The sequence below is a fragment of the Rubritalea spongiae genome (assembly GCF_042652385.1).
GTDB lineage: Bacteria > Verrucomicrobiota > Verrucomicrobiia > Verrucomicrobiales > Akkermansiaceae > Rubritalea > Rubritalea spongiae.
In genome coordinates, this window is the sequence record NZ_JBHSJM010000001.1 from 1507850 (window position 1) to 1520307 (window position 12458).

12 protein-coding genes are annotated in these 12458 nt (G+C 48.4%); 9 read left to right on the plus strand and 3 right to left on the minus strand.

The features are described from left to right. Positions 1 to 46: 46 nt before the first annotated feature. The 6 genes from prfB to ACFPK9_RS06970 all read left to right on the plus strand — a co-directional run bounded on the left by prfB (position 47) and on the right by ACFPK9_RS06970 (position 4314). Positions 47 to 1178, plus strand: a protein-coding gene (gene prfB / locus ACFPK9_RS06945) for a peptide chain release factor 2 (RefSeq protein ID WP_377094108.1) whose coding sequence is annotated in 2 segments (ribosomal slippage) — positions 47 to 124 and positions 126 to 1178 — 1131 coding nt in all. Because the reading frame shifts where the segments join, the coding sequence is not laid out codon by codon here. 8 nt (positions 1179 to 1186) lie between these two features. Next, positions 1187 to 1534 (plus strand): histidine triad nucleotide-binding protein, encoded by a 348-nt coding sequence (locus tag ACFPK9_RS06950; RefSeq protein ID WP_377094109.1) that lies wholly within the window; start codon positions 1187 to 1189, stop codon positions 1532 to 1534. Positions 1535 to 1921: 387 nt separating this feature from the next. Further along, complete coding sequence (locus ACFPK9_RS06955; protein ID WP_377094110.1) at positions 1922 to 2737, plus strand: formate/nitrite transporter family protein; 816 nt, start codon at positions 1922 to 1924, stop codon at positions 2735 to 2737. 330 nt (positions 2738 to 3067) lie between these two features. Then, positions 3068 to 3238: a hypothetical protein gene (locus tag ACFPK9_RS06960; RefSeq protein WP_377094111.1), complete on the plus strand. Its 171-nt coding sequence runs from the start codon at positions 3068 to 3070 to the stop codon at positions 3236 to 3238. Between the two features lie 101 nt (positions 3239 to 3339). Beyond that, positions 3340 to 3783, plus strand: a complete 444-nt coding sequence (cynS, locus tag ACFPK9_RS06965) for a cyanase (protein ID WP_377094112.1) — start codon at positions 3340 to 3342, stop codon at positions 3781 to 3783. 51 nt (positions 3784 to 3834) lie between these two features. Beyond that, positions 3835 to 4314 carry a nuclear transport factor 2 family protein gene (locus tag ACFPK9_RS06970; protein WP_377094113.1) on the plus strand — a complete coding sequence of 160 codons (480 nt, stop codon included), beginning with the start codon at positions 3835 to 3837 and terminating at the stop codon, positions 4312 to 4314. Between the two features lie 17 nt (positions 4315 to 4331). Here ACFPK9_RS06970 and glpK read toward each other — a convergent pair whose 3' ends face one another. Beyond that, complete coding sequence (gene glpK, locus ACFPK9_RS06975; protein ID WP_377094114.1) at positions 4332 to 5795, minus strand: glycerol kinase GlpK; 1464 nt, start codon at positions 5793 to 5795, stop codon at positions 4332 to 4334. Between the two features lie 120 nt (positions 5796 to 5915). Here glpK and ACFPK9_RS06980 point away from each other — a divergent pair, with 120 nt between their 5' ends. The 3 genes from ACFPK9_RS06980 (at position 5916) to pyk (ending at position 9587) form a co-directional block, all read left to right on the plus strand. Further along, entirely contained in the window at positions 5916 to 6656 is a 741-nt protein-coding gene (locus ACFPK9_RS06980; protein ID WP_377094115.1) for an isoprenyl transferase, read from the plus strand. 47 nt (positions 6657 to 6703) lie between these two features. Beyond that, complete coding sequence (locus ACFPK9_RS06985; RefSeq protein ID WP_377094116.1) at positions 6704 to 8068, plus strand: sigma-54-dependent transcriptional regulator; 1365 nt, start codon at positions 6704 to 6706, stop codon at positions 8066 to 8068. A 118-nt stretch (positions 8069 to 8186) separates the two neighbouring features. Continuing rightward, a complete protein-coding gene (pyk, locus tag ACFPK9_RS06990) occupies positions 8187 to 9587 on the plus strand; it encodes a pyruvate kinase (protein WP_377094117.1) in 1401 nt (466 codons plus the stop codon). A 59-nt stretch (positions 9588 to 9646) separates the two neighbouring features. Here pyk and ACFPK9_RS06995 read toward each other — a convergent pair whose 3' ends face one another. Continuing rightward, a complete protein-coding gene (locus tag ACFPK9_RS06995) occupies positions 9647 to 10243 on the minus strand; it encodes a trimeric intracellular cation channel family protein (protein ID WP_377094118.1) in 597 nt (198 codons plus the stop codon). 30 nt (positions 10244 to 10273) lie between these two features. Further along, the gene (locus tag ACFPK9_RS07000) at positions 10274 to 12316 is read right to left on the minus strand and encodes a glycosyltransferase (protein WP_377094119.1); all 2043 of its coding nucleotides are present in this window, start codon (positions 12314 to 12316) and stop codon (positions 10274 to 10276) included. Positions 12317 to 12458: the final 142 nt, after the last annotated feature.

Genomic DNA, 12458 nt, shown 5'->3' on the forward strand with positions numbered 1-12458 from the left:
AGTGTTTTAAGTTGTAATATTCCTCTGCCCATCGCAGAACCAAGACATGTCTGAACCATACAACGCTGACCTCCTGGCGGTCGACACGGACTCTATCAAGGGCCGTCTTGCGACACTCAGGAGGTACCTTTGACATCCCTAACCTTGAATCAGATCTCAAGGCCATCGACGCTGAAATGACAGAAGGTTCTTTCTGGGATGACTCCACGAAAGCTCAAGAAACCGTTGCTAAAAGCAACATTATCAAACGCAAACTCAATCCATTTCTTGAACTCGAACAACGCTATGATGACCTATTAGAACTCATCAGCCTAGCTCGAGAATACCAAGACGCAGACTCAAGCCAAGAGGCGTCCATAGAGTTCGAAAATATCAATAAAGCACTCGAATCCTTCGAGCTACTTGTACTTTTAGACAAACCTACAGACCCCTCAAGTTGCTACCTCACCATCAACTCCGGAGCTGGAGGCACAGAGGCCTCCGACTGGGCTGCGATGCTACTACGCATGTACACCCGTTGGGCTGAGGGTAAGGGATTCAAAGTCACCACAGTTGACTATACCGAAGGCGACTCAGCTGGCATCTCCAGCGCTACGATCAAAATCGATGGCGAATACGCCTATGGCTATCTCAAAAATGAACGAGGTGTTCACCGCCTCGTCCGCATCTCGCCATTCGACTCCGCAGGTAAGCGCCACACATCATTTACCTCGGTCGATGCCACACCGGAGATGAATACGAACATCGAAATCGACATCAACCCAGCCGACATCGATATCCAAACAGCCCGCTCTGGCGGCGCAGGGGGGCAGAACGTCAACAAAGTCGAAACTGCAGTTATTCTAAAACATAAACCGACAGGCATCATCATTCGCTGCACGCAGGAACGCTCACAACTACGCAACAGAGAGCTTGCGATGGAACTCCTAAAAGCCAAGCTCTATCAGATAGAAGAAGATAAGCAAAAAGCGGAATCCGAACGCGATTATTCGGCAAAAGGCGATATCGGTTGGGGTAGCCAAATTCGTTCCTACGTATTCCAGCCCTACCAAATGGTAAAAGACCTGCGTACTGGCGAAGAGAGCGCAAACATCCAGGGCATCATGGACGGAGAAATTGATGCCTTCATCGAAGCTATGCTAAAGGGTAAGAAAAGAGGAGACTCTAACGACGAATAAAATCCATTATGTCTGAAAAAACCATATTCGAGAAAATTATTGATCGCGAGCTCCCTGCGGACATCGTTCACGAAGACGATATCTGCATTTGCTTTCGCGACATTAACCCACAAGCGCCCACACACCTCTTGGTAGTCCCTAAAAAACGTATTGTCCGCATTGCTGAGAGTTCACCAGAAGACCAAACTATTTTGGGGCACCTCATGCTTATCGTAAATAAAGTGGCCCACCAAGAAGACTTCGCTGAAGATGGTTTCCGCACCGTCATTAACAATGGTCCTCATGGAGGCGAGGAAGTCCCCCACCTCCACCTGCACATACTCGCTGGCCGCCAAATGCTCTGGCCACCAGGCTAGATATAACCAAGCCAGCACAGGAAACAAAACTCCCCACCCTATCAGCTCGTCAATCATGGCGAGCTTTTCTTTTGTTCATACACCACGCTCTCATTTGAAAGGGTGTAGTCAGTCCATTCTGAATCAAGCGCTACGAGATCCATTAATAAGATTCATAGCCAACCTCGTGAAATCGAGGATTCCGATTGATTGGCATGGCACAGTGATTGCTCAATCCATTCTGACCTTAATACATTGTTTAAAGGACACTCAAACAGGAGCGATATCTCTCCATTGATATATCTCCTACACACTTCAGATAACATCGTAAATGAAGGCGCCTCATTTATCACCATACATCTGAAACCAATCACTCACAAATCATAACAAATAATACACACCAAAAACATGGACTATTTACCACCTAACGAATTGGCAAAAAAAATGATAGAGGCGGGCGAAGAAAAGCTCTTCATGTCTACTAAAGACACTATCATTCGCGGCATTGGAGCTGGAGCACTCCTCACTCTCGCCGCCTTTTTTGCTCTCACGGTAATCACCAAAACAGGTAGTTTAATCTTCGGAGCCATTCTGTTCCCCATCGGCTTCATCATGCTTAATATGCTTAAGTTTGATCTAGTCACCGGAGTTTTCACCCTCGCGCCCCTCCCCGTAATTAACGGCAATAAAGGCTGCACCTGGGCGAAAGTCTTCCGTAATTGGAGCCTCGTTTTCTGCTCAAACTTCGTCGGAGCCCTATTCGTAGTTTTCCTAGCATCCTTTAGTGTCAGATTCGGCTACTCTGGAGAAACTTCTGAAATCTTCCCAGCCTTCCACACGCTATTAGCTAAGGTAGGTGAAGGCAGAACACTCGGTTTTGAAAAATTTGGAACCATGGGCTGGTTCACCTGCTTCGTCCGCGGAATCCTCTGTAACTGGATGGTTTCCATGGGAGTCATCGGAGCAATCTATGCGAGATCATCCATCGGAAAATTCTTCTGCATGTGGGCCCCAATCATGTGCTTCTTCTTCATGGTCTTCGAACACGCTGTTGTGAATATGTTCCTCTTCCCATTCGCGATGACAATGGGTGCAGACATTACAGTTGCTGACTTCTTCCTCTGGAATGAAATCCCAACTGTTCTTGGTAACATCGTAGGTGGTCTTGGCCTTGTTGGCCTTCCAATCTACCTCACTCACTACAAGAAAGAGAAAGCAGCATAGTAGACACAACTAAAAACTAACAATTTAAAGAGGCGGTCTGGCGTATAAAGCTAGGCCGCCTTTCTGTATTTAGCTGCACACAAAATCCACAAAAGAATCGCTCATCCCTATAGCATAAAAAATACAAAACACAAGTCACACACATCACCACCAACTAATATAAAACATTAATTCAGATCATATTACACAACCCACATCGGCACACCAACTGCTTAACTATTTTATGTAGAAAGCAGAACTATGAATGTATCAAAAAACAATCATGCAGTTGTAACGAACTGTGAACTCCCTGAAGTACCATCATACACTCACTATCCCGTGAGTGAACGCATGACAACAATTCAAAGAAAATGCTCCTCCTTTTGTAGCCAAGCGAAAGTGCATGTTTGCGTCGCAGCTGGCTTCCTCATGTGGATGGCGATCGTCGTCCCTGCCACTCCTATTCTCCAAATGAAAAGAATGGCAGCACGCACAGATGTCTGTGTGAAAAAGAAACACTAGATTAGGCCGAGGTGCACACGCACCTATCAATCCCCACCATCAATAAATAACCCTCTCTCCTTCCTATAATTTTTTATTACTAAACAAACAGAATATATAAAATGACTAAACTCGAAATGACAGAAGCCATCATCAGCGCCAAAATTCAAAAAGGCTCAACTTGGGTAGAAATTGGATCCGCTATTGGCTTATCCGATATCTTTACCGCCTCTGCATGCTTAGGCCAAAACAGCCTCAGTAAAGAAGACGCCACCAAACTCGCTTCTTTCCTCGATCTAGGTGACGATGTCATTACGGCGCTCACAGTATGCCCGATGAAAGCTACAGATACTGATCTCGTCTCAAAAGACCCCTTGATCTATCGCTTCTATGAAATTGCTTATGTCTATGGAGGCGCCATCAAAGAATGTATTCATGAGAAATTCGGAGACGGCATCATGAGTGCCATCGACTTTACTTGCGATGTCTCAAAGCAAGAAGACCCTAAAGGTGATCGTGTCATTGTCACCATGAACGGAAAGTTCCTGCCATACAAAAAGTGGTAACGACCTAGGTCAATCTAGTACTATTCCAAGTAATCACGCACCTACTTATCCATGAGTTCCACTATTGAGCCTCGCCCACCATTCCCACCTTTTGATGCAGTATCCGCTGCGAAAAAAGCCAGAATGGCGGAGAATGCTTGGAATACGAAAGACCCAGCCAAAGTCGCCTTGGCCTACACTCCTGACAGCGTCTGGAGAAATCGTTCAGAGTTTCTCCAAGGGCGTCAGGAGATTATCAGCTTTCTAACAAGAAAATGGGCCAGCGAGTCAGAGTATCGCCTAATCAAAGAAGTTTGGGCCTACGAAAATAACCGAATCGCTGTCCGCTTTGTCTACGAATGGCGAGATACTTCAGACAAATGGTTCCGATCTCACGGCAATGAAAATTGGCAATTCGATGAACATGGTCTCATGGCCGAAAGACACGCCAGTATCAACGATGTGAAGATTAATGAAAATGAGCGAAAACTCGTTTGGGAAGGTCAAGTCAGACCTGATGATTACCCAAACCTAACAGAACTAGGATTGTAGCAGCTAGATCAGGAACTCTATAATTTTGCGCGTCTCACCGCTTTATCCCAATTACTACGTAAAACCTCACGCTGCTCAGACTCTATCATTGGAGTAAACTTCTTCCCCCCCCCTCTTTGCCCAACGGCCTTAGATTCTATACTCCAAAAGCCAACCGCCAATCCAGCTAGAGCTGCAGCACCAAAAGCCGTGGTTTCTAAATCTTTTGGCCGCATCAAATCCGCCCCCATCAGATCTGCCTGTATCTGCATTAACAAATCACTCGCACAAGCCCCTCCATCGACCCGCAATTCAATAATCTCTCTCTGAGCATCACGCTGCATACACTCACGCAATTCTACAACTTGAAAAGCCACAGCCTCCATCGCTGCTCGGCAAATATGCGCCTTAGAGGTTCCACGGCTCAGTCCAGTGATCAGTCCGCGTGCAAATGGATCCCAATGCGGTGCTCCTAAACCAGCCAAGGCCGGCACTATAACAACCTCACCGCTGTCTTCCACGGATTGAGCCAGTTCATTCAATTCATCGACATCTTTGAACAAATGTAAACCATCTCGCAGCCACTGAAAAAGTGATCCAGCCACAAACACAGACCCTTCTAAACAATACTCCCGTTTGCCATTCAACTGCCACGCGACCGTAGTCAATAATTGGTTCTTCGATTGGACAATGCGTTCGCCAGTATGCATCAATAAAAAACAACCAGTCCCATAGGTATTCTTAGCCATCCCAGGCTCAAAACATCCCTGCCCGAATAAAGCAGCTTGCTGGTCACCTGCAATCCCAGCAATCGGCACTCCCCTCCATTTACCAACATCTCCAGAACTATCCACAATTTCTGGAAGCACTGCTCGAGGCACCTTAAATTGCTCCAAAAGTGCATCGTCCCAATCTCCCGTTCTCAAGTTATACAACAAGGTACGACTAGCATTCGACGCGTCAGTCACATGCTTTTCGCCACCAGTTAGTTGATAGACTAACCACGAATCAATCGTCCCCATACAGAGTTCACCCGCCTCTGCCCGCTTGCGCGCCCCTTGCACATTGTCCAGTAACCATTGTACTTTAGTCGCAGAAAAATAAGGATCGAGCCGCAGCCCAGTGATCGCGGAAATAGCCACCTCCTCACTCGTCCCCCGCATTGACTTACACGCCTCCGCCGTCCGCCTATCCTGCCACACTATCGCATTGGCAATGGGCTCACCAGTCTCCCGATCCCACAACAACACAGTTTCACGCTGATTAGTAATACCAATCGCCACTAGATCGTCAACCGCCACTCCAGCCTTTTCCAGCACCTCCTCCATCGTCCTTAACTGGGTCTGCCAAATTTCATTCGCATCATGCTCGACCCAACCAGACTGAGGAAAATATTGAGTAAACTCTAACTGCGCAACAGCTTCAACTTCCCCATCATGATTAAATAATATGGATCGGGAACTCGTCGTCCCTTGATCTATTGAAAGCACAAACTTAGCCATAACTCACACCCTACAAACCCAGCGAACTTATTGGCAAGTGAATCCACTCATTACTCCTCTATCCCCCACTAGGATACACTTGCATTCTGACTCACAAAAGTGCAGAACCACTGCATCCGAATGAGCAAGCTGAACGTAGACACACCCTCCACTCATTCTGCAGCATCCGCTCCAGAACACATCGCCATCATTATGGACGGCAATGGCCGCTGGGCAAAACAACGTGGTTTACCTCGTATCGCAGGCCACCGGGCCGGTGCCGAATCCGTCCGCCGCACAGTCGATGCATGCAAAAGCCTCGGCGTCAAATATCTCACGCTCTACGCCTTTTCTTCAGAAAACTGGAACCGCCCAGAATCTGAAGTGAAAGCTCTCATGCAGCTCCTCGAACGCTTTCTCAAAGAAAAGACCAAAGAGATGATGAAGCAAAACGTGCGACTCAATGCCATTGGCCGCATCAACATGCTCCCAGAAAAAACACGCAAGCAACTCGAACTAGCAATAGAAACTACCAAAGACAACACAGACCTCACACTCAACCTCGCTCTCTCCTACGGCGGTCGTGAAGAGATCGTCGACGCCACCCGATCTATCGCAGAAAAAGCGATCAATGGTGAAATCGACCCAGCAGCAATCGATAATTCAACGATAACCAAATACCTCTACACCTCAGAACAACCTGATCCTTGCCTCCTCATCCGCACGTCTGGCGAACTCAGACTATCAAACTTTTTACTTTGGCAACTCAGTTACGCTGAAATCGTTATCCTCGATAAATTTTGGCCAGATTTCACCGAAGCAGACCTCATCGACGCCGTCACCCATTTCAGTGGTAGACAACGCCGCTTTGGAGCACTTTAATGCCTCAACTGTAGTCACACCCTCTGGACTGCCCCCAATAATCACACATGTCAGCAGCAGATACAAACGACGAACGCACCCTCCTCTTAGTCGACACAGACCACGACTACCTCGACTGGGCCACTAAACACCTTCAAGCAGACGGTATTCGCATCCTGCGTTGCGATAATTCTAACAATGCCATCAAAGTCTGTGAAAAGACCACCGTGGATCTCGTCATCTCAGATATCGCACTCCAGCCCATGGACGGGATCGAACTGCTAGGCCAGCTCAAGGCTAGCAATCCAGACATCATCGTCATCATCACAGCAGCTTTCCCTGGCACTGCCCAAATCATCAAAGCCAGTCAGCAAGGTGCCCACGATATCCTCAAAAAAGAATCTCTCGTTTTCGAACTGCGCAGCGTCGTCGAAAGCGCCTGGCAAGTCATCGAAGGCCGCCGCACCGCATTTGAACACAAGCAGCAAATGCCCGACCAAAGCGGTCGACTCCAAGTCATCGGCGTCTCGCGCACATTCCAAGACGTTTTCAAAACCGTTGGTCGCGTCGCTCGCACTGACGCCCCCGTCCTCATCTACGGAGAAAGCGGCACGGGTAAAGAACTTGTCGCCAATGCCGTCCACCAGTACAGTCCGCGCAGACAAAATGAAATGGTCGCACTCAACTGCGGAGCCATTCCTGACAACCTGCTCGAAAGTGAACTCTTCGGTCACGAAAAAGGCTCCTTCACTGGGGCCGCAGCAAAACGCGCTGGACGATTCGAACAATGTGACGGCGGCACACTCTTTCTCGATGAAATTGGCGACATGCCTCTGCCAGTCCAAGTCAAACTCCTCCGCGTCCTCCAAGAAGGTACCTTCTCCCGCGTTGGAGGCAACGAAGTCCTCTCAAGCGATGTTAGAATCGTTGCAGCCACAAACAAAGACCTCGCTCAAGAAGTCCGCGAAGGCCGTTTCCGCGAAGACCTTTACTACCGACTCAACGTAGTCGAACTCCGTCTCCCTCCACTCCGAGAACGTATCGAAGACATCCCGCTCCTCGCAGAATTTTTCCTTCGTAAAATCTCACGTAAAAATGGTTTAGCGCGCATCCGCCTCTCTGGCGAGGCCATCACCGTGCTTCAAGAACACAAGTGGCCAGGTAATGTTCGTGAGTTAGAAAACACCATGGCGCGCGCCGTTGCTCTCGCCACTTCAGACGTCCTCCTCGCCAACGATATCCCCATAGGAGTCTCACTCCGCTCAGAAGCTGAAATCGACACACTTATTGGCCAGCTCTTTTCGCTCAGCGCCGAAAATCACGATATAAATATCTTCGACGAGCTCAAACGCTACGCCCTCAAACTTGCCAAAAATGACAAAGATGAAGCGGCACGCCTCCTTGGCATGAAGAGCATTTCTGAGAACAATTAAGTCGATTGCTAGATTCTCAAGCCAAGGCTTGCCACTACTACGAATTCCAGTACGATCGCAGCTCTCGGCAAGTTAAAAGCTATTTCAGTCCCTGAAATAGCGCAACTCATTCACCACAATGTTCCGAAAAACTAGTATCATTTCTACCTTAGGCCCAGCTACTTTCTCAACTGAAGCCATTGCTAACCTCATCGACGCAGGCGTTGATGTCTTCCGCATGAACATGAGCCACGCACAGCACGACAAATGTCGCGAGCTCGTGAAAATCATTCGCGATATTTCCGAAGAAAGAAACAAGCACACTGCTATTCTCTTCGACCTCCAAGGCCCATCCATTCGTACCGGCGACCTCGAATCTCCATACGAACTCAATGTCGGAGATAAATTTGAGATCCGCCGCCAGTCCAAGGAAGCGACCATCCCATTTTCCACCACCGTCAACTACGAAGGCATGATGGATGATGTCGCAGAAGGCGCCACCCTCGTCGTCGACAATGGCACCATGCTCATGCGTATCGAAGAAAAGCATGACGACTACCTCATCTGTGCAGTTCTCACCGCTGGCGTCATTGGCAACCGTCGCCACATCAACCTTCCCGGCACTCGCCTCAACCTTCCAGCACTCACCGACAAAGATCACAAAGATCTCAAACTCGCCGTAGAATGTGGTGCTGACTACATCGCTGGATCTTTCGTTCGCGATGCAGCCCATGTGAACGAACTTCGGGCTGAAATGGAAAAACTCGGTGGCACCGCAGACATTATCTCAAAAGTCGAAGACCAAGAAGCGATCAAAAACATCGACGACATTATCCTCGCCTCCGACATCATCATGATTGCCCGCGGTGACCTCGGCATCGAAGTCCACGTCGAAGAACTCCCAATCATTCAGCGCCGTATCACCCAGCGCTGTCACACACTCGGACGCCGGGTGATCGTCGCCACTCACATGCTTGAGTCCATGATCACCAACCCTACACCGACACGTGCAGAAGTGACTGACGTCTCTACCGCTGTGTATGAAGAAGCTGACGCCATCATGCTCTCTGGTGAAACAGCCACAGGTGACTACCCAGTTCGCTGTGTAGAAACTTTCGACCGTATCGCCAAACGTATCGAACGTGAAGGTGGAGTTGGAAATGGTGAACTCGCTGAACTTAGTACAGATAAACAAAAAGTCATCCGCGCTGCGACCACTTTAGTCGACACTCTTCCAGACGCTCACCTTCTCGTCTTCACACGCCGTGGGGACATGGCTGTTCAAGCTGCTCTGCTACGCCCTAAAGCTCCGATTCATGCCTTTGCTCCAGAAGCGGAAACATGTCGTCGTTTAGCTCTAGGTCGAGGAATCGAGCCCTACGTACTTCCTTTCTCTTCTAAGCCAATGACGACAATCAACGACGCCGTCACTTACCTTAAAGAAAAGGTCAAAGTCGCTGAAGGCACTCCAATTGTTATCCTCTCTGACACGCTTAAAGATAACAAAAAGCTAGATTCCATCGTCGTTATCTACGCTTAGGGCATACTAACATATTTTCACCAAAAACTCCGATCAGTCTCGCTGGTCGGAGTTTTTTATTAATCGTGAGTCGAGGCATTAATCGCGTAACGAATCGCCAATAAGCGAATCACCGCTGTCGTCACTGAAGCAACAATCAACGAGAAATCCTTCGGCAAGCCTGCAGCATCCATTGTCAAAACCATTGCCGCCCCTAACAAAGCTGCCGTTGCATAAATTTCTTTCCTAAAAATAAGTGGAACTTCATTGCGAATAATATCCCGCAAAACCCCGCCAAAAGTAGCACTTATAATTCCCAAGCCAATACTTGCCCACCAGCTCAAGCCGTGCTCAATGCCAGTCCTCGCACCCAAACAAGCGAACACTCCCAAACCTAAAGCTCCAACGATACTGACAATTCTATTATGTCGTTGCCAAGCATTACCAAACATCATCGATGCCGGGACAGCAAGCGCCGCCGCTATCACATAATCAGGTTTAGTAAAAACAACTGGAGGTAGATCACCTAACAAAATAGAACGTAACATCCCACCTCCAGTTCCAGTGATCAACGCCATCACAAACAGACCAAGGTAGTCCATCTTCAGTTGCTTTCCTGCTAGTGCCCCAGACACACAGAAAATAAAAGTTCCTATAATATCCCAAATATAAAACATAGTTAGCGAGTGACCGACCCTAACACAGATTTAATGGCCTGCGAACTCTATCAACTCTCGCTCTAATTTCTGAAACTCAGAAAGCGGAGCCAAAAATCGCACACGCACACGCCAAGCGTCATGACCTATCAATTCACTCACCAGCATCGCATACATCCCCTCTCGATACAGATCCCATGCGTCATAAGAGCCAGATTCCTGCCAACCATGCTCTTTCAAAACATCTAATACTCTAGCTCTATATTCATTGATTAATACAGGTAGAACAAGCTCGCGCAGCTCAGCCTTCATCACCTTGCACTCCGTTTCCTCATGCTTCTCGCAGCTCAGCCCCTTCACTGTTTGATACCCATAATAAAAGCGCGACCATTTCCTAACGATGGGCTGCAGACACCGAGCAATCCACAGTTTCAACTCCACAAAGGGGTAGCGAAAGTCGCGATCTAGCATCCGCATCGGCATCATCGGATTCCAAAACACTTGATACCCAGCGAGACCGACCGGCCCATGATAAATAATACTATCACCCATAGCTGAAGCTGCTGCCCCGGTGTAGACACAGCCTTCCCATCTCGCCCCCGAACCTTTCTGAAATTTCTCTGGATGATCTTTCATCAATAAAGCCTCGGCTCGTCCATAGCCCCTCTGCTGTCTAAAATAGTTCACTAAGCGCGTTCGACGCCTATGCCATACAAACGATGCCCCGTGAAAACCAATCACGAACCCAGCTGCCCGCAATCTCCAACAGAAATCTACATCATCTCCTGCCACTCGATACTGAACCCTAAAACCACCAAGCGCTTCAAACGCCTTTTTCGTCACCGATAAATGGCACCCTGGAATGTGCTCAGCTTCCACATCAGTCAGCATCACATGACTCGGTGCACCAGGTGAGCTCGCCACCACAGCCTCATCTTCATAATGAGCCTTTGGTGGAATGTTCGGACCACCACAGGCATCCCATCCATTTTCAGCATAAGACTTCGCCAGCCAGAAAAGGTAGTCTTGATCTACTTGGCAATCGTCATCGGTATAACTCAGGATCTCTCCCTTCGCCACACGCGCCCCTAAATTTCTAGCAGCACTCAAGCCTCCATGCTGAGCCTCCACTAACTTTGCAAAAGGATAAGACCTCACCACCTCTCGCGTCGAATCCTTAGAACCATCATCTACCACGATCAATTCGTATGAAGGATACCTCAGAGCTTCCAGTGACTCCACAGCTGCTCCGATCCTATCATCTCCGTTATACACACAGATAATCACCGAAATCATCGGCATAGGAAAATCCGGCACCCAATCCTTTCCGAGTTCAGATGCAGCCGGCTTTAAAAGTCCATACCTATCCTTCAAACCAAAACCCCACATCTCATCAGCCTCCCCCCCAATCAACCAACGGTCTGACCAACTAAAGTAAGTCCAGCCGGCCATTCCCTCACCTTGGGAAACCCGCATAGACCAACCTAGCATTTCTTTCTGAGCCTCCACACCCATGCTCAAACTATCCACCCCGAACTCAGAAATTAAAACCGGCCGATCACCCGCCAAATGGTGCAAGCGCTTTAGATACGATCGAAACTCCTCTTCATCTTCAAGATACACATTCACAGCCGTGAAATCAGCATTAGCCGGCTCGAGATATTCTGAACTAGGATAGCTAGCATAAGCGGCCAACAGATGCTGAGCCTCAGCCTTTACGATTTCAATCAACCCTTCAAGAGCCTCCCTCACTCGCACTGGTGATAACCAATTCGCCATATCAGGCATCACTTCATTGGCCACAAAACAAGCCGCAACAGCAGGATGCATTCCCCAATCTGCCAGTTCCTTGCGCAACTCAATCTTAGCTTGCTCATAAATAGCCTGATCTCCGCCTCCTAAAAAGACCCGTCGCCACGGCCAATCAAAGCCCACAAAAACAATCAAACCCACCTCAGCCGCAGCATCTAACAACTTATCACTAGGAGTCCCGTACACGCGTATCCCATGAATTCCTAGATCGCGTATTTCTCTAAACTCAACCGCGTGATCCGGCTCTGGACTAGGAAATGGACCATAACTAACAAGTTTCAAAAAACAACGTTCACCATCGAGTCTGAAAAATTTCCCGTCTACACTGAGTCGCTGTTTGTGAAGCCCTATCACCGCATCAGACTAAAGCCCCAGACAGACACTTCAATATTGAATCTTCCTCATTTCTAGCTTCACTCCCAGC